The following is a 17148-nucleotide window of genomic DNA, read 5'->3' on the forward strand; positions in this document are numbered from 1 at the left end:
AACCTTGATATTGCGACGTTGACGTCAAATAAGACGCAATGCCCGGAAATGCAATCAGCGCCTGAGGACCAATCGCGCGGTGAGCCACCCAACGACCATCAGCACAAAGTCTACAAACAACCAGGGTCTGAGCGCATCCGCATCGGACGCCTCGTAAGGCAGGTGAAACAAGGCCAAGCCCCCAAGGTTGTCGGGCAGAGAAATTACCAGAAGTGCGGCAAAGTTGTTAAAAAAATGCAGCGCAATGGCAGGTCCAAGTGTCCCTGCCCGCGCAGTCAGATCAGCGGTCAGCAATCCGAACGTAAGGGCCCAGATGGAAATCAGGATCGCACTATCACCAACGGTGGCAGGACTATAATGACCTGCAGCGAACAAGATCGACGGCAGCCCCATCCAGATAACTGGAGACCGAAACCGCGCAGCGAGACTTTGTTGAAGGTAGCCGCGAAACAGAATTTCTTCGGCGCTCGTCTGAATGAAAACCGCACCCAAGGACAAAGGTAACAGTAGAAGCCATTTGGACCAGCCAAGGTTGACTAACAATGGTTCTCCCAGATCGTAGGGCGGTAACGCCAATATAACGAAACTAAGTATGAGCAACGCGCGTAGGACGCGCCAGAACTGCCGCAGGGCAATCGACTGATTTCCGACGATGGAGGACAGCGAACGGTGCTGAAACAATCTTGCACCCAGCGCGACCCCCAGCGTGGCGAAAATAAAACTGGCTAGCACGATAAGCAGTGCAAATGGGGAAGACCCCGTGAGAAAGGCAGCCGCTGATCCGGGCGGGCCCAGGCTGACGACAGTAGCAAATAAGATTGCGTTGAGCGTCACCACAACCACTGCTACCAGCGCTAAGCCTGCAAAAAGACGCCAGATCTCTGGATGCCTGCTGGCGTCCTCAATCAGGTGTTGATGGCTCTTATAAGCGCCGGGCTGTTCTCTAGTGTTCATCGTTTCGCTCAACATCTGTCACAGGCGGTTCTTCACCAATCAACGTGCTACCGTCACGCAGCCGTTCTGAAACGGTGGTCAGATAGCCGGCCACCGTTTCAAGGAGCCTCACCGCCACACCTGCATCACTTTCGATTACTGCCCGTAATTCTTCGGCACCAATTCGTAGGAAGGAACAATCCGTGAGAGCCACCAGATCCAATTGGCGAGGCTCATTGGTAATGATCGCCAAATCACCGATCAGACGCCCTGGCTCTACCGTCGAGATCGAGCGGTTTTCACCGTGCTCATTGATCCAGTTTACGCTGGCCTTACCAGAGATACACAAATAGGCTGCATCCGGTGCCTGACCACGCGCAAATATGGTTTGACCAGCCGCCGCCTCGTACCATTGGGCCGAAAAGGCCAGAAGGCGTTGGTTGCGCCCGTCCAAGCGTGCAAACAATTCGGTAGAAGAAATGATCTTTAGCTTTCGGCTCAGATCATCCGACGTGTCATCCTCACCAGTTGTGGCAACACGCGACACACCGTCAATTCGACCATCTTTGATTTCCACAAACAAATCATAGGCTTCAGGATGGGCGAAGTGATCCTCCATGAAAATCATAACTGAATCGGGCAACAATTCGCGTAATTTCAGGCGGGTTCTCAAGCGGCTCTCTGAATCATGGCTGGCCAGCGCTTTGTCTAGGATCAATATATCCGGTCGCTTTATTCCCGCTCGTGAAAACGCAGCGCGTTCCTGAAAAACAGTTGGCAGGTTGTTCCCGCCCAGTCCGGACGGCAGGTCATATATGATTGCGGCAGCCCTGCGGCGTAGCCCAGCCTCGTTCAGCACTTCGGCCACAAGATCTTCGATCTCTTCGGCCTGAGCCCCGGCCATGATCGAGACGCGACCATACAGAGCATTCTCCATGGCTGTCAGGCGCGGAACATAGGTGTCCGGCGACACCGGGATAAACATTGACCCCATGGCAGCCCGCAACCGTTCGGCCTGAGTGCGACGGATGGAAAGGATCTTTTCCTTGTATTCCTCTGGGAAGCTGGGGCCGATTTGCTCGGCTGTCAGCATGAACGGCACGGTCAGCAGAAGTGCGCGTTCCTGATCACCGATAGAGTCATCTCCTTTGGTCTTGCGGCGCTCTTCGATATCCAGCAGACGGTGATACATGTCCTTCGTCATGCCGAGCCTTAGAAACAGCGGGTGATCAGCGCCGTCACGCCCGAAAGTCTGGTTCAAAGTTTCCAGTACAGCCTCGGCAATCCCGAGCGCATCACTATCAAGATCATTGGCCCTGAGCAGCGATAGGAACCGGTCATCACCTGCAAGGATGTCAGGCGCTATGTCCTGCGTTGGCGAGGCAAAAAGCAGGTTACCACCCAAAGGAACAGCTGGATTGAACTGGTCCGGATCGAACCGGTAAACATATTTGTCCAACCCTCGCTCCTGCAGTCGGGTCGCAACAGTATCACGCAGATTGACGATTTCCTCTGCCAGCGCCGGGTGCACATTCGGATCGAATTGAGAACGCAACGTTCGGCGAAACATAAATTCATCGATGCCCATAGCTTCGACAAGCTGGAACCACCAGTCGCGAATGTCTTCGATGTCGTCGAGACCCGCTAGACCTGGGTCGATCCATTCATCAGACAAGGAATCCGGGGGGTTCCCTGCCCGAACCGCCTCGATTTGACGGCGCGAGGGCACTCTGAGCGCATCTTGTTCGTGCTGAGGATGCGTGCGCAATGGCATCAAGAGGTTGTCCCCCAGCGTTCCGTCAAACAAATACGGTCGCGAGTAGGCATAGCCGATCCTTGCGGCAATTACCGCTTGATGAAGGTCGCTCAGGTTATGACCGGCCATCAAGACCTCTCCCTGAACCGGAAGCAGCTCGCGCGTCAGTAGCTGCGCAAGCGCACTACGCTCAGAGGCGTGTTTGGACTGAATGGCGATCCGAGCCCCTTTCGGAATTGTCAGATCGATATCTTCGAGGATCGTTTTGCCGTCATCGTCACGAACCGTCACGTTTCGCAACTCGATATCCCCGGTGAGATGCGGGATGGTATCTGGAACGCCATCAAACAACCGCTCAGGTATCATGTTTGAAGGCGCAAAACGCTCGATCACGATCTCCCAGCGCAGCGACATATCCTGCACCTGATTGTAGTAGGTCAACAGGTCTTTCCACGGGCCGCTGAGGTCCTTGTAGGCACCAAGCGCGGCAACCAGCGCGCCCACTGTCACCTCGCCGGTGATCGCCAGATACCCGCCCACCGAGTAAAACAAAAAGGGCGTAATCTGAGTGATCAGGTTGTTGAGGAATTTCATAAAGAACTTCTTGTTGTAGATCTTGAAACGGATCTCGAACAAGGTTCCCAAACGATGGCTGAACTGCGCCAGTCTATAGCGCCAGCCACCGTTGGTGCGCAGGTCGCCAATACCGGCAGCGCTTTCCCCGATTTCAGAGCTTAACCGCCTAACCTCCTGAATGCGGTCTTTGTTCAGCAGGTTGATCTGGCGTTGCAGCTTGGGGATCAGCCAGGCCTGCAGTGGGATCAGTGCTATACTGGCAAGCCCGAACCAGACGCTTTGCATGAACAAAAAGGTGACGATGGTCATCATTTGACCAAACTGAAACACCGGCTGCGCAATTGCATCGCCCATCAGCCCGCCCATTGGCTCGGCCTCGGAAGTAATCATCGACACCAGCTCACCCTGACTGGTGGTCGCAAAATAGGATTTGGGAAAACGCATGGAGCGACTGATCAGAGTAAAGCGAAGACGCCGCAACATCCGTTCGGCCAAAATGCCTTTCATAGTGTTGATGCGCATTTTCATGACACCGCTGGCGATCACCGTCGCCAGGAAGGCAAAACACAGAATCATCAGATACTGCACCTGGCTCACAGTGATACCAAGCACAGTCACAGTGTCCGTTGGTGCACCAATAGCATCGTTGATAATCTGCTTTGGAAGCTCCAAAGAGGCATAGAGAAACGGAAATGACAAAACCGTCAAACACAGCAACACCAGTTGCTGTTTCTTCGAATACTTCCAGATGAATGAAAATAGGGTGGGTTCCATGCCCCTGCCTCGTCGTGACTTTAATTGATCTGGGGCCATTTCGCCAGAACGCCGACGGTAAGCTGCAGCCCAGTCCATTGCAAGAATTGTGAAGTACCGCCGCCGTAAATTCCAGCTGATCTGCGTGTCTTGTTCAGATCTCAGAAAATATCACTCGTTATTAATCAGGACTGGTTTGTCCATTGCACGGCTTTTGACTAAAGAGAGACAGGTTTGGAAGAGAGGACGATGAGGGAATTTCTGGATCGCTATATTCTGCGCAAGACAATCCGGCGGTTTCAGCGGACAGAGCAGTTGGCCGACCAGTTGGCTTTGCCCAAGCTTAGGCGTCAACGCGATGAGGCGCGGCAATTGCGGGGGCAGCTGGAACGGGTCATCCAAATTGCTGATAATCGATTGATCCAGCCGCGGCTTGGCTCTGATCAATTGCCGAAACCACTGGGAACCGACTGGTCATGGCGCCCAGATTTTTGGCGTTTACCTGCATCGCGCAAGGGACTGGCATCCGCACCGCGTAAGGCGAAGATAGATGGGCAAGTAACCTTGTTTCACGACTGCTCTTTGAGCGAGATTGGATTGCAGCAAACCCGCAATCGGCGGGAAAAGGACTTAGCACCATTTAGCCTGGCGATAGAGATCTTTGATTTTCAAGGGTCATTTCTGTCGTTGTCCATCGAGCTTCCACCAGATGCCGCCGTTGGATTGACTCGTCAGCACATGATGCGGGTGGACACTGTGATTGAATCCGAACGCCCGACAACCGTCTTTTCCCGACTCAACATCCAACATGGCCCCAACTCCGAGCAGGTTCTGCGCGAGCTCGATCTTTCGACGCCAGAATGCTCGGTCGATTTCGATCTGGCACATCTAGAATTGCACGAACGTCGGATTGAAAAACTCTGGCTGGACCTGATTATTGATCAACCTGCAATGAATCGTGTGGTTTTACGCGATTTGACATTTTGCCGCCATCACAGGGCAGATCTTTAGAGGCACATGATGACGCAAACAAGCTTAACCCCAATTCGTTTTGAGAACGCTGTATGGGAAGGTCACCTGAGCAGTGAAAGTACTCCTCAGGTTGAAGTGCAGTATCTGGGTGAGCAATTGCCAGATGTCGAACTGATACCCGATGATGAGGGGTGGGTTTTGCGCGTTCCAGTACCGTCTTCCGCCGTTTCCGAAGGTGTGCAGTGTTTCTTAATCCGTGACACGATAACCGGTGAGAAGTTAGGTGAATTTACCGTCATTGCCGGATCTCCCGCTGCTGATGATCTGCGGGCCGAGGTTGCGTTACTTCGCGCTGAACTTGACATGTTAAAGAGCGCGTTTCGCAGATCTCAGGCATCTTAGACCTGGTTTTGTCGCGATCACTAACAGCCATGCGCGGTAAACTTCTTTCATTTCAGCGTTGTCCATGCATCATTGAAGCTTTCCGTCATCAAGTGATGAGGCCATGGATCGCAAGAGCATCATAAAAATCATCGCCCTGATGGTGACGGCATTCGGTATCGGGATCGATTTCACCGGGGCCTTGATGCTGGTGCCCGCAATTGAAAGCAGTTTTGACGCAGACATAACCAGTACCCAATGGGTTCTGAATATCTACGCCCTGTTTTTTGCCATGACGATGGTGGCCGGTGGTCGCTTGGGTGACATGTATGGCCATCGCAGGATGATGATCATTGGCCTTTCGATTTTCTTATTTGCATCGATTTTGTGCTTTGTCTCGCCCGGATTGGACTATTTGATCGGAGCGCGCGCGTTGCAGGGGATAGGGGCAGGATGCGTCTGGCCATGCACTCTAGCATTTGGTGCGACCAAAGTTGCGAAAGAGGAACACCGCGCGCTTGTTATGGGATTAATTCTAGCCGGTGTTACCACAGGCAACGTCTTCGGCCCAATGATCAGCGGCGCAGTGGTCAACCTGGGTGACTGGCGGCTATTTTTCCTGGCAAACGTAGTGTTCTCCTGCGTTTCAATGGCCACAGCCATCCTACTGATGGAGCGTGAAACCGAGCATAAGAAAGGGGAGCATATCGATTTTGCAGGTATGGGCATCCTGTCATTGGCGGTATTGTTACTGCTTTACGGCTTAGACGTAGGGGCCGACTGGGGCTGGACGTCGCTACCTCTCATACTGCTGTTTTTTGTCAGCGCTGTATTGTTTTTCTTGTTTCCGAGGGTCGAAAAGAGGGTCAAGGAGCCATTGCTGCTGCCTCAGTTAATGCAGAATCGAGAGTTTCTGATCACCCTGGGTTTGAACATGTTCAACGTCTCCGCCGCTTTCGTGGGGTTGTTATATTTTCCACAGTATATGCAGAAAGTTCTTGGGTGGTCTGTCTTTCAATCCGCGTTGGGTCTGGCCCCGCTGACGGTCCTGTTGGCCGTTGGCTCGATTGTCTCGGGCACGCTTTACAATGACTTCGGACCCAAACGATTGCTCTTTTGGGGATATGTTTGTTCGACACTCGGCGCAGCAAGCGTGGTCGTAATGCCTGCCAGCGCCGGATATCTTCAGATATTACCGGGAATGGCCCTGATTGGATTGGGTGCAACGCTGACAGTTGGTCCGTCAGGCACAGCAGCTGTATGCGCAGTCAGGCCCGAACGCGCCGGTCTGGTCGGCGGGCTGAGTTTCATGACCCATCTTGTCTACGGCGCAATATCTGTCGCCTGCGCGACTGCGGTCATGTATGTATCCAGTCTGCAAAGCCTGAAAACTGGGCTTGCGGCTGCAGACATTGATATGTCTGACGCCGATCAAAAGGCAATTAATGGTGGGACGCTGACCACAGAATCTGCAAAAATTGTAATGCAGAAACTAGGATCGGGTGAAATCGAAAAAGTTAAGTCTGCAATTACCGCAGCCTTTGACACCGGAATGAACATGGCCTTTGTCTTCGCCACTTTCTCGGTCGCGGTAGGAATTATCCTTGCCCTGATGCTGGACGAGAAAAAACTGCACAAGATCGAAGAATAAAGCTGAATAAATTGGAGGTGGGGCCGCCTATTGCGGCCCCACGACTATTATTGCGAAGGTCCGGTTGGGTTGAATGCCGAAAGACCTTTGAGGATGTCGATTGCATAGGCCAACTGGTAGTCTTCTTCCCGAAGTTCTGCTGTCGCTTCAGCTTTGGCCCGGTCCTCTTCAATCTGGCGAATCTCGTCTTCGCTCAGGCTGTCATTGTTCAGGCTACCACGAAGATCGGCCTCAGACCGGGTGCGGGCGTTTGCATCGTCCTCATCCTCTTCATCGGGTCGGTTACGGGGTTGCTCTACAATGATGTCCGGGCTGACGCCAAGCGCTTGAATCGAACGACCCGAGGGCGTGTAGTAGCGAGATGTAGTTAGACGCATCGCGCCATCGCCGCGAATTGGCATTACCGTTTGGACTGATCCTTTTCCAAAGCTTTTAGTGCCAACCACAATCGCACGGTGGTGATCCTGCAGTGCGCCAGCCACGATTTCCGAAGCCGACGCTGAGCCGCCGTTTATCAGCACAACAATAGGCTTACCACCGGTCAGGTCACCGGGTGTGGCGTTAAACCGTTCACCGTCTTCCGGATTGCGACCACGGGTCGAAACGATCTCACCTTCATTCAAAAACGCATCTGAAACCTTGATAGCCTGCGTCAGCAAACCACCCGGATTATTCCTCAGATCCAAAACGACACCGTTTACATTTTCGATACCACCCGCCTCTTCAATTTGTTCTTCCAACCCTTCCTTGAGGTTTGGGAAGGTCTGATCATTAAAGGTTGTGACGCGCAGCACCACACTGGTGCCTTCAGTGCGCGCGCGGACGGCTGTCAGTTTGATTGTGTCGCGCACGATCGTAACATCAAAGGGTTCCTGCTCACCTTCGCGCACGACTGTGATAACGATCTCCGACCCTACCGGGCCACGCATCAAATCAACCGCTTTATCCAGAGTCAGGCCAAGAATACTTTCGCCATCGACATGGGTAATGAAATCACCTGCTTCGATCCCGGCCGCGTCTGCCGGGGTATCATCCATGGGCGAGACAACTTTGACAAAGCCTTCTTCCTGCGTGACTTCGATCCCAAGACCACCGAATTCGCCTCGCGTTTGCACTCGCATTTGTTCGGCGTCATCAGGCGACAGATAGCTGGAATGCGGATCAAGCGAGGTTAGCATCCCGTCAATCGCCGCTTCGATCAATTCATCGGTTTCGACTTCTTCGACATATTGGGCGCGGATACGTTCGAAAATATCGCCAAACAGATCAAGCTGCTCATATACTCCAGCCTTGTTTTCGGCCTCTTGCGCCAACAAGGGCCCCGCAATCTGTGTGGTTGCGATTAACCCCGCCACGGTGCCGGCCAGACCGGCAATCACAAATTTCTTCATACTCGTTTATCCATCCTTGTCCGTCCGGAACCATAATTCCGGGTCCACTGGGCTGTTATCTTCTCTTACCTCTATATAGAGCGTTTCTGACCGATCAGTTCCAGTGCCATCACCGCTTGTTGACATAATAGCGCCGATTCCCGGGGTTTCACCCGGCATTAAACCCACTGGAGTGCCTTCCGGGATCACCTCTCCCGTATTGCCATACACCTCTTGTAAACCCGAGAACACAAAGAGCAGCCCAGATTGAGGCTCAAGGATCACTAGGTTCCCCAGATCCAGCAATGGTCCTCGGTAGCGGATCGTTGCGGCTGTGGGTGACGTTACCAATGCGCGAGGCCGCGTTCCCAACACAAGACCGGCGCGCGTAACGCCAGCCGCATCTGTTTCCCCCGATCGGTGAAGAATGACCCCTTTGGTGGGTAGGGCGATATGGCCTTTCTGATCCGCGATATCGGCGTTTGTATCTGCGATTTCGCCATCGGAAATCTCAGACAATCCACTGGCAAACCCGTCCAGCGTTTCGGTCGAAGATATCAAAATAGCGGTGCGCACGGGATCTTCGACAAAGCGGCGCGGTAGGTCAGTACGGTCCGCAATAGCCTCGCTCAGTTTCGTACGAGCATCTTGCACCCCCGTCAGACCTTTTGTCAGGGTATTGGCGGCATTCTGCTGGAGCTGGCGCAGCGTTTGGACTTCTTGCAAATCGGCTGCAAGATTCTGGGCTTGAGTGTTCAGGCCAGGCGTAACCTCTGACAGCATCATACCCGTTCTGGCCGCTCCCAATGGGCCGGAGGGGTGCAGCATCAGTACCGGTGGCGCGGTGGTCTCGATAGTCTGCAGAACACCAAGCAGCTGCGCCACCTCCTGTTCCCTCACCTGAAGTTCCGCCGTCAATTGCGCTTCTCGTAGGGCCGCACGACGCAGGCCGTCACGCATCGCGGTCAGACCAGCCTCGTACGCCTGAAGCGTTTCGGTCAGCGCTTTGACCCGATCACGTGCACTGTCAGCCTCGGTCAGAGCTATCGAGGCTTGCTCAAGCATCTCTGCCGCCTCTAGCGCCGCCATAGACGGGTTAGTTTGCGCGATGACAGGCGTCGACCAAATCAACGCTGCTATGAGGACCGGTCTAATCCTCATGTCAGCAGACTTGCTCCAGTCATTTCTGTAGGTTTTGGTAGTTCCATAAGTTCCAGCAGCGTTGGAGCCAGATCGGCCAGTCGCCCATCGCGCAGGCTTGCATTTTCGGGGCCGCCAACCAATACAACTGGAACAGGGTTCAAAGTATGGGCGGTGTGCGGACCGCCGGTTGCCGGATCAACCATCATTTCACAATTGCCATGATCAGCGGTCACGATCATCGCGCCACCCACCTGCTTTAAGGCAGCTACGACTTGGGCCAATCCCTTGTCGACCGCCTCGCAGGCATCAATCGCAGCCTGTAGATCACCGGTATGACCGACCATGTCGGGGTTGGCATAATTTGTGACGATCAGATCATATCCGTCATGTATCGCCTCGACGAATTTACTGGTCACCTCGGCCGAGGACATTTCGGGTTGCAGGTCATATGTCGCCACTTTGGGCGATTTGGGCATGAAACGATCTTCGCCCTCTTCGGGTTGTTCTATGCCACCGTTTAGAAAAAAGGTCACATGGGGGTATTTTTCAGTTTCGGCCAGCCGAAACTGGCGCAAACCCTGTTTCGCAACCCATTCGCCCAGAGTATTCACGATGTCCCGCTTAGGAAATACGGTCGTCATATAGGCATTGTGGCCGTCGGAGTATTCGACCATGCCAAGCAGAGCCGATAACTGCGGGCGCGGGCCAGTGTCAAAATCTGCAAAACCTGGTTCGCCAATTGCGCGCAGTATCTCGCGGGCGCGGTCGGCACGGAAGTTCAGACAGAAAAATCCGTCATCGTCTTGGATGCCCGAGTACCCGGCGAGCACCGTGGGCGCGATGAATTCGTCTGTCTCGGATTGGGTATAAGCGTGATCAACAGCCTCATGTGCCGAAACCACGGTACGCCCCTGCCCTTTGACAATCGCGTCATAAGCCTCAGAAACGCGTTCCCAGCGATTATCACGATCCATGGCATAGTATCGCCCGCAGACCGTGACGATCTTTGCCCCTTCGGGCAAACGATCTTCGAGCTCCGCAATGTAGATAAAGGCTGATTTCGGCGCCACATCGCGCCCGTCTGTGATGGCATGCAACGCAACTGGAACGCCGGCATCGGTAATGGCTTTCGCAGCGGCTACGATGTGATCAAGGTGTCCATGTACACCACCATCCGAGACCAATCCCATAAAATGGGCTGTACCACCTGTCGCTTTCACCTTAGCGATAAAATCTTGCAGTGCTTCATTGTTGGAAAAAGAACCGTCTTCGATCGCCAGATCGATCTGGCCCAGATCCATCGCAACCACACGCCCTGCCCCAATATTGGTATGCCCGACTTCGGAATTTCCCATCTGGCCGCTTGGCAGGCCCACATCCGGCCCGTGCGTAATCAGTTGCGCATGTGGCCCTTCCGCCGTGAGTGCATCAAAGGTCGGCGTGTTTGCCAGATATGGCGCATTGGCTTTGGTGTCATCGGACAGCCCCCAACCATCAAGGATACACAGAACAACGGGTTTGGGGGCGGTCATGAGTGCTCTCCGATTTCGGCGTCGCCATCTTCTACCCCCTGCCCGTGCAAGGTTGAACCGTCTTTTGAAGCTACAACAGCAGAATTAATCTGACGTGTAGTCGCCAAATGGCCGTGCCTTACGGTTGCGATACTTCACAGTCAACTCAAGCGGCATATCATTTTCGTCATAAATACCGATCACGATGCCAGTTCCGCCGCTCGATCCGCGCATGTTTAGTAGTTGCTCTTCGGACCGGGTGGTACGCTGCGAAGGACGGCGGGTCCAAGCAAACAAGTGGTCATACATTTCTGCAATGATGTCCGCGTGCTCGGCGCAATCACCCAGATCGGTCAGCTCATTTGGATCATTCTCAAGGTCGAACAAGAGCGGGCGATAACCACCCTCGCAATGGATCAACTTCCACTTCTCGTTCGCGACCATAAACATGACCGCATCCCGAACCGAGACATTCAGCTTCTGAGCTATTGGTGATGCAGAGTAGTCATATTCGCAGATTGCCACATTGCGTGGCGTGCTATCGGCCTGACCATGCAAAATAGGCAGCAGCGAATGCCCTTCGAGGATGTGGCCTGCGGGCTCCCCGCCAGCAATCTCAAGAAACGTGGGGGCCAGATCGATGGACTCGACCAGTGCGTTACAAGTGGTCCCGCGCGTGGAATCAGCCTCAGATGATGGATCGTAAATGATCAGGGGCATTTTTGTTGAAGCATCGTGGAAAAATGTCTTCTCGCCCATCCAGTGATCGCCCAGAAAATCCCCGTGGTCCGAGGTTAGCACGATCATGGTATCCTGCATCCGCCCGGTTTTCTCCATCCAGTCGAACAGCCGCCCCATCTGGTCATCGGCTTGCTTGATTAGGCCCATATAAGCAGGGACAACGGCCTCGCGTACGTCCTGACGCGAGAAAGTTTGGCCAATTTTCGTGTCCATGAATGCCTTCAGCACCGGATGCGCATTCTGGCGTTCTGACTCAGACCGAACCACCGGCAGAACGTGCTCGGGACCATACATCGATGAGTAGGGTTCCGGCACAATATAAGGCCAATGCGGCTTGATATAGCTGAGATGACAACACCAAGGGCCGTCATGAGAATCCATGAACTCCATCCCGCGGGTGGTCAGATATGGGGTTTCACTGTCTTCCTCGGCAATATTGGCCGCCTCGGACGAGTTTTTCAGAAACCACCCGGACAGAACATTACCATCCGCATCCAATCCCGAATTGGCAAAGTCGTGCCAGGGGTTGTCGCTCTCATACCCTTTGTCCTTCAGGTATTCGTTATACTTCTTGGCCCCATCCGGATCGTAAAAACCATCTGGTCCCTCGGCCCGCAAACCATCGTCACGCTCGAACACGTCAAACCCGCATTCAGCCACGCGCGCACCAATCACACTGTCGGGCTCCAATCCCAGCCGGGCCATGCCTTCGGCATCCGCAGCCATATGGGTCTTGCCGACCAGCCAGCAATCCATCCCCGCCTTTCGTAAGTGATCACCCAAGGTGATCTCTCCGACTTTCAGCGGGATATTATTCCAGGACGCGCCGTGCGAATGCACATAGCGACCGGTATAGGTCGACATGCGCGAACTGCCACAAATGGGGGACTGAATGTAAGCGCGGGTAAACCGCACGCCCCTCGAAGCGAGCCTATCAATGTTTGGCGTATGGAGATGTGGGTGTCCGTAGCAGCTGAGGTAATCCCAGCGCAATTGGTCGAACATGATGAAGAGGACGTTCTTGGCTTTGCTCATGCCAAGAGGACTATCCTAGCCTTCCATCTGTTGCAGCATCTTTTTTGCACGCTTGCACTGCAACTGATCACGCAGGGGGCTATCGGGGTCGATATCCTTTTGACAAACCACACATTTGTCAGCACCGGAAATTGCATTCAAGCCACCGCAACTGCCTTTGATGGTCTTACCCATCAGCATTACGCCCAACGACATCCCGGCCATGATGATCAGTAACAATACGAATGCCAGAATAAAGGTGCTCATAATGGTGCCTACCGATCAGTTGGTTCCCAGCGCATCCTTGAAAGCGCTGCTTTGTACGGTGATATAGGCTTCTTCCCCGCTTGTCACATCGCGCGAAATAAAAAACACGGCAAGTTTATTCTTTTCCGCGATTTCCATTCCTTTTTCCTGACCAAGTGCCAGCATCGCTGTCGCCCAGGCATCTGCCATCATCGCATCATCCGCCAGAACCGTGACGGAAGTGGTGCGATGAGTGATTGGCCGTCCCGTGACCGGGTCGATAATGTGCGAGTAACGCACACCGTCTTGTTCAAAGAAGTTCTTATAATCACCCGAAGTTGCCATCCCCAGATTATCCAGCGGAACGATTAGCTGGATGGCCTGTGTGCCAGCTTCGGGCTTTTCGATACCGATCCGCCAGCTTTCGCCCTTGTCGTTCTCACCCATGGCCACCAGATCACCACCAATCTCGACCATATAGTTCTCGATACCAGCGTCGCGCAGTTGTGCAGCAACCGCATCGATACCATAGCCTTTGGCAATTGCAGACAAATTGATCCCCACGCCTGCGTCTGATTTCGCAAGGGTGCCGGCCGCGCTATCCAATGTCAGTAGGCGGGCCTGACCCACCTGAGCTAACGCTGTGGCAATTTCAGCATCGGCAGGAACCGGGTCTTCGGGCTTACGTGGGCCGAATCCCCACAACTCGATCAGCGGACCAAGGGTGACATCGAACGTACCACCAGACTTCTCATGCACCTCGTTCGCGGCTTCGATCACGAACGCAAACTCATCTGAAACCGGCATTGGTTCTGTGCTGTCTGTGGCGGAGAAGGTCGAAACCTCGGAATTTGGGTCCCAGTTTGACATCTTTGCGTTGACTTGTGCCAGTGTCTTCTGAACTGCCTGACCCAGTGCAGCTTCGTCCAGATCATCGCCGATAGCGGTAATGTTGAACGTGGTACCCATAGTCTCGCCGGACAGGCGCACCACATCAGGTTCCTTGTCAAACAGGCAAGCCGAAACAAACAACAACGAAGCCAAGGCAATCAACGGGCGCATGGGGCGATCTCCTGCGAGTAGTCTTGCCCGGCATATGCCAGCGGCCCTGTTCAGAGTCAAACCGGCGTCAGATCTTGAGCGGCAAAAACGCGAGGGCAAGAAGCCCAATCGTGGCTGGCACACCAAAGATCCATGCGCGTTTTTGCCAGCCTGAGGGTTGTTGTTTCCACACCATGCGGAAATTGTGACCACAGACAACGACAACAAAGAAGATCAACGCAGCAACCGGCGGGGTCAGGTAAAGCTCGCTCAAGAACTTGGAACTCCTTGTAAAGTAGTCCGGTTACATCGGTTTTCGAATTTGCACCTATACAGCGCCTATCCCTGCGGTAAGGTAGAGAATAAGGACACTACCTGTGAAAGAGGAGACCGCCCATGGCCCCAAGCTCTTACCAGCCCCCGACCCGTGGCGACAAGGCCGCGAAGGCTACTCGCAGTCAGTCAGTTGAAACAAACCTGTCGCACACACAGACAACGGTTTCAAAATTGCTGGAAGGCAAAGGGGATGCTGTTTTTTCTGTACGACCCAACGATACGATCCATTCAGTTGTAGATATCTTACGGGAAAAGCGCATTGGTGCGGTTGTGGTCACGGATCAGAATGGTTCGTTGCAAGGGATCCTATCTGAACGTGATATTGTTCGCCGAATGGCGGAAACACCCGGTCAGACATTGCCTCAATCTGTGGCCGACCTGATGACGACTGAGGTCAAAACCTGTAGCCCAGACGACTATCTGAACGATGTGCTGAAAACTATGACCGAGGGTCGCTTTCGGCACATGCCTGTTTTGAGTGACGGCAATTTGCGCGGCGTTATTACTATTGGGGACGTAGTCCATTTCCGATTGAAGGAACTGGAATATGAAGCGCTTAGAATGAAACAGATGATTGTGGGCTAACTCTTAAGCCGATTCCCACTCGATTCCGGTGTGACTGGCCGAGATAAATCGGACAGAACCGGGTGAGATTTCCGCGGCAGTCAGTCGGTCGGTGACAAATGCACCGGTGTCGATAGAAATGACGTCATTCTCAATCATGGGCTCGTCGACGATCGTATGCCCGTGCACTACCCATTGCCCGTCTTTTCGACGTTTCTTACGAAATTGCGGGTGTCCCCAGAGGCAGGTGCTGTCTTGCTGTCCGTCGACCAGCTGCTTCGGGTCAAGCGCAGCGTGAACAACGGTCACATTGCCACTTGTCCAGGTCAGCGGACGATCAAACAGCCAATCCACAAGGGATTGCCCCATCGCGCCCCGAAGCGCTTCAGCGACGGCATCTGGATCGGAGAGTTCAATATCTGTCAGGTCAAATGAGGCCAAGGTCTGGGCACCACCATTGTGCAGCCAAACACGCTCCCATTTTCTTGGAGCATCTAGAAACCCAAGCAACATGTCCTCATGATTGCCCTTAAGGCAGATCGCTTTCTTTTCCGAACGTGTGTCCAGGTGGTGTAATTGACGCAAAACCTGTGCGCTGTGCTCACCTCGATCAACGTAGTCGCCAACAAACACTGTGGGACAATCACCGTCCAATGCAGGCAAAAGCATCTGCAGGAGGTCCAGCCTGCCATGAAGGTCGCCGATGGCATAGAACTTCTCTGTTGGTGCCAGTGAGGATGTGCCTATTACCTGATCAGGTAGCGCTTGGGACGCAAAAAACCTTTTGATCCATCCGGTTAGCATATCGCCTGTTACCTTCTGAGACAAAAACGGCGCAGCATCAGTCGAAAAATAGGGCACCGGGGTGCCTTTTGACTGATCAACTCTGAGAAAAAAAAATCGGCTCCAAAGGATGGAACCGATCAATACTGTTTATCCGCCGAAATCGTCGAGCATGATGTCTTCGCGATCCACGCCCAGATCCAGCAGCATGTTGATGACCGACTGGTTCATGATTGGCGGGCCACACATGTAGTATTCGCAATCCTCAGGCGCCGGGTGGTTCTTGAGGTATTCTTCGAACAGAACGTTATGGATAAAGCCGGTGTAGCCTTTCCAATCATCCTCGGGTTGGGCATCCGACAGAGCGACGTGCCATTCGAAATTGTCGAACTCTTTGGCCAGAGTGTCGAAATCCTCGACAAAGAACATCTCTTTTTTCGAGCGCGCGCCATACCAGAAACTGATCTTGCGGTTGCGGTTCTCAAGACGTTTGAGCTGGTCAAAGATATGACTGCGCATCGGGGCCATACCAGCACCACCACCGATGAAGACCATCTCTTTCTCGGTCTCGCGAGCAAAGAACTCACCAAACGGACCCGAGATTGTGACTTTGTCGCCCGGTTTCAGGTTGAAGATATACGACGACATCTGACCCGGCGGGATACCTTCGGACCCCGGAGGGGGCGACGCCACGCGGACGTTCAGCATGATCATGCCTTTTTCATCCGGGTAGTTGGCCATGGAATAGGCACGTTCAATCGGCTCGGCCACGACGGATTTGTACTGCCACAAATTGAAGCGATCCCAATCTTCCCGATACTCTTCTTCGACGTCGAAATCGGTATAGACCAGCTGGTGCGCAGGCGCTTCGATCTGGATGTAACCACCGGCGCGGAAGTTCACATCCTCGCCTTCAGGCAGGTCCAGTGTCAGGGCCTTGATGAAGGTAGCTACGTTCTCGTTCGAACGAACGGTGCATTCCCATTTCTTGACGCCAAACACCTCTTCCGGGACTTCGATATCCATGTCCTGCTTGACCGCAACCTGACAAGAAAGGCGATCACCGCAAGCCGCCTCACGCTTGGTGATATGGCTTTCCTCGGTGGGCAGGATAGATCCTCCGCCCGAGTGCACTTTGACACGACATTGCGCGCACGTCCCACCACCGCCGCAGGCCGATGGGACAAACAGCTTCTCCGCCGCAAGCGTTTGCAGCAGTTTGCCTCCTGCGGGAACCGAGATTGTTTTCTCGCCATTAATGGTGATGTTGACATCACCGGTCGACACCAGCTTGGACCGGGCCGCCATAATGATGGCCACAAGCGCCAGAACGATCAGGGTAAAAAGGATTACGCCAAGGCTAAAAGTTCCCATTGC

The 17148-nt window shown here is 53.7% G+C and carries 15 protein-coding genes; 4 read left to right on the plus strand and 11 right to left on the minus strand.

The genetic code is table 11. The features are described from left to right. Nucleotides 1-54: 54 nt before the first annotated feature. Both ACR0DU_RS09970 and ACR0DU_RS09975 read right to left on the minus strand, forming a co-directional pair. Nucleotides 55-954, minus strand: a complete 900-nt coding sequence (locus ACR0DU_RS09970; RefSeq protein ID WP_480874149.1) for a CPBP family intramembrane glutamic endopeptidase — start codon at nucleotides 952-954, stop codon at nucleotides 55-57. Then, a complete protein-coding gene (locus ACR0DU_RS09975; protein WP_480874150.1) occupies nucleotides 944-4039 on the minus strand; it encodes an ABC transporter transmembrane domain-containing protein in 3096 nt (1031 codons plus the stop codon). Before ACR0DU_RS09975 ends, ACR0DU_RS09970 begins: the two co-directional genes overlap by 11 nt. Nucleotides 4040-4267: 228 nt before the next feature. Here ACR0DU_RS09975 and ACR0DU_RS09980 point away from each other — a divergent pair, with 228 nt between their 5' ends. The 3 genes from ACR0DU_RS09980 (at nucleotide 4268) to ACR0DU_RS09990 (ending at nucleotide 7022) form a co-directional block, all read left to right on the plus strand. Continuing rightward, entirely contained in the window at nucleotides 4268-5029 is a 762-nt protein-coding gene (locus tag ACR0DU_RS09980; protein ID WP_480455343.1) for a DUF6478 family protein, read from the plus strand. A gap of 6 nt (nucleotides 5030-5035) precedes the next feature. Beyond that, nucleotides 5036-5392, plus strand: a complete 357-nt coding sequence (locus ACR0DU_RS09985) for a hypothetical protein (protein WP_480614487.1) — start codon at nucleotides 5036-5038, stop codon at nucleotides 5390-5392. 103 nt (nucleotides 5393-5495) lie between these two features. Next, nucleotides 5496-7022, plus strand: coding sequence for an MFS transporter (locus ACR0DU_RS09990; RefSeq protein ID WP_480874153.1), 1527 nt, complete (start codon nucleotides 5496-5498; stop codon nucleotides 7020-7022). Nucleotides 7023-7069: 47 nt separating this feature from the next. On the opposite strand, the gene ACR0DU_RS09995 is transcribed toward ACR0DU_RS09990, so the two are convergent. The 7 genes from ACR0DU_RS09995 to ACR0DU_RS10025 all read right to left on the minus strand — a co-directional run bounded on the left by ACR0DU_RS09995 (nucleotide 7070) and on the right by ACR0DU_RS10025 (nucleotide 14362). Then, nucleotides 7070-8413 (minus strand): S41 family peptidase, encoded by a 1344-nt coding sequence (locus tag ACR0DU_RS09995; RefSeq protein WP_170545931.1) that lies wholly within the window; start codon nucleotides 8411-8413, stop codon nucleotides 7070-7072. Nucleotides 8414-8419: 6 nt separating this feature from the next. Then, a complete protein-coding gene (locus ACR0DU_RS10000) occupies nucleotides 8420-9553 on the minus strand; it encodes a murein hydrolase activator EnvC family protein (RefSeq protein WP_480653580.1) in 1134 nt (377 codons plus the stop codon). Then, the gene (gene gpmI, locus ACR0DU_RS10005) at nucleotides 9550-11067 is read right to left on the minus strand and encodes a 2,3-bisphosphoglycerate-independent phosphoglycerate mutase (protein ID WP_480874157.1); all 1518 of its coding nucleotides are present in this window, start codon (nucleotides 11065-11067) and stop codon (nucleotides 9550-9552) included. Before gpmI ends, ACR0DU_RS10000 begins: the two co-directional genes overlap by 4 nt. Nucleotides 11068-11151: 84 nt before the next feature. Next, the gene (locus ACR0DU_RS10010; RefSeq protein WP_480874160.1) at nucleotides 11152-12822 is read right to left on the minus strand and encodes a sulfatase-like hydrolase/transferase; all 1671 of its coding nucleotides are present in this window, start codon (nucleotides 12820-12822) and stop codon (nucleotides 11152-11154) included. A gap of 15 nt (nucleotides 12823-12837) precedes the next feature. Then, a complete protein-coding gene (nqrM, locus tag ACR0DU_RS10015) occupies nucleotides 12838-13068 on the minus strand; it encodes a (Na+)-NQR maturation NqrM (RefSeq protein ID WP_480874161.1) in 231 nt (76 codons plus the stop codon). Between the two features lie 15 nt (nucleotides 13069-13083). Continuing rightward, complete coding sequence (locus ACR0DU_RS10020) at nucleotides 13084-14109, minus strand: FAD:protein FMN transferase (protein ID WP_480874163.1); 1026 nt, start codon at nucleotides 14107-14109, stop codon at nucleotides 13084-13086. A 67-nt stretch (nucleotides 14110-14176) separates the two neighbouring features. After that, nucleotides 14177-14362 (minus strand): hypothetical protein, encoded by a 186-nt coding sequence (locus ACR0DU_RS10025; RefSeq protein ID WP_170545946.1) that lies wholly within the window; start codon nucleotides 14360-14362, stop codon nucleotides 14177-14179. Nucleotides 14363-14484: 122 nt separating this feature from the next. Here ACR0DU_RS10025 and ACR0DU_RS10030 point away from each other — a divergent pair, with 122 nt between their 5' ends. Beyond that, nucleotides 14485-15009: a CBS domain-containing protein gene (locus tag ACR0DU_RS10030; RefSeq protein ID WP_010441346.1), complete on the plus strand. Its 525-nt coding sequence runs from the start codon at nucleotides 14485-14487 to the stop codon at nucleotides 15007-15009. Nucleotides 15010-15012: 3 nt separating this feature from the next. On the opposite strand, the gene ACR0DU_RS10035 is transcribed toward ACR0DU_RS10030, so the two are convergent. Further along, entirely contained in the window at nucleotides 15013-15849 is an 837-nt protein-coding gene (locus ACR0DU_RS10035; RefSeq protein WP_480874168.1) for a metallophosphoesterase, read from the minus strand. 72 nt (nucleotides 15850-15921) lie between these two features. After that, nucleotides 15922-17145 carry an NADH:ubiquinone reductase (Na(+)-transporting) subunit F gene (nqrF, locus tag ACR0DU_RS10040; RefSeq protein WP_480874171.1) on the minus strand — a complete coding sequence of 408 codons (1224 nt, stop codon included), beginning with the start codon at nucleotides 17143-17145 and terminating at the stop codon, nucleotides 15922-15924. Between the last annotated feature and the right edge of the window lie 3 nt (nucleotides 17146-17148).

Source organism: Ruegeria sp. G2, assembly GCF_056533505.1.

Excerpts from the sequence above, each read along its gene's own strand:
- ACR0DU_RS09990 (WP_480874153.1), top strand. The coding sequence starts at position 5,496 with ATGGATCGCAAGAGCATCATAAAAATCATCGCCCTGATGGTGACGGCA.
- ACR0DU_RS09970 (WP_480874149.1), bottom strand. The coding sequence starts at position 954 with ATGAACACTAGAGAACAGCCCGGCGCTTATAAGAGCCATCAACACCTG.
- nqrM (WP_480874161.1), bottom strand. The coding sequence starts at position 13,068 with ATGAGCACCTTTATTCTGGCATTCGTATTGTTACTGATCATCATGGCC.
- nqrF (WP_480874171.1), bottom strand. The coding sequence starts at position 17,145 with ATGGGAACTTTTAGCCTTGGCGTAATCCTTTTTACCCTGATCGTTCTG.
- ACR0DU_RS09980 (WP_480455343.1), top strand. The coding sequence starts at position 4,268 with ATGAGGGAATTTCTGGATCGCTATATTCTGCGCAAGACAATCCGGCGG.
- ACR0DU_RS10000 (WP_480653580.1), bottom strand. The coding sequence starts at position 9,553 with ATGAGGATTAGACCGGTCCTCATAGCAGCGTTGATTTGGTCGACGCCT.
- ACR0DU_RS10020 (WP_480874163.1), bottom strand. The coding sequence starts at position 14,109 with ATGCGCCCGTTGATTGCCTTGGCTTCGTTGTTGTTTGTTTCGGCTTGC.
- ACR0DU_RS09975 (WP_480874150.1), bottom strand. The coding sequence starts at position 4,039 with ATGGAACCCACCCTATTTTCATTCATCTGGAAGTATTCGAAGAAACAG.
- ACR0DU_RS09985 (WP_480614487.1), top strand. The coding sequence starts at position 5,036 with ATGATGACGCAAACAAGCTTAACCCCAATTCGTTTTGAGAACGCTGTA.
- ACR0DU_RS09995 (WP_170545931.1), bottom strand. The coding sequence starts at position 8,413 with ATGAAGAAATTTGTGATTGCCGGTCTGGCCGGCACCGTGGCGGGGTTA.
- ACR0DU_RS10030 (WP_010441346.1), top strand. The coding sequence starts at position 14,485 with ATGGCCCCAAGCTCTTACCAGCCCCCGACCCGTGGCGACAAGGCCGCG.
- gpmI (WP_480874157.1), bottom strand. The coding sequence starts at position 11,067 with ATGACCGCCCCCAAACCCGTTGTTCTGTGTATCCTTGATGGTTGGGGG.
- ACR0DU_RS10010 (WP_480874160.1), bottom strand. The coding sequence starts at position 12,822 with ATGAGCAAAGCCAAGAACGTCCTCTTCATCATGTTCGACCAATTGCGC.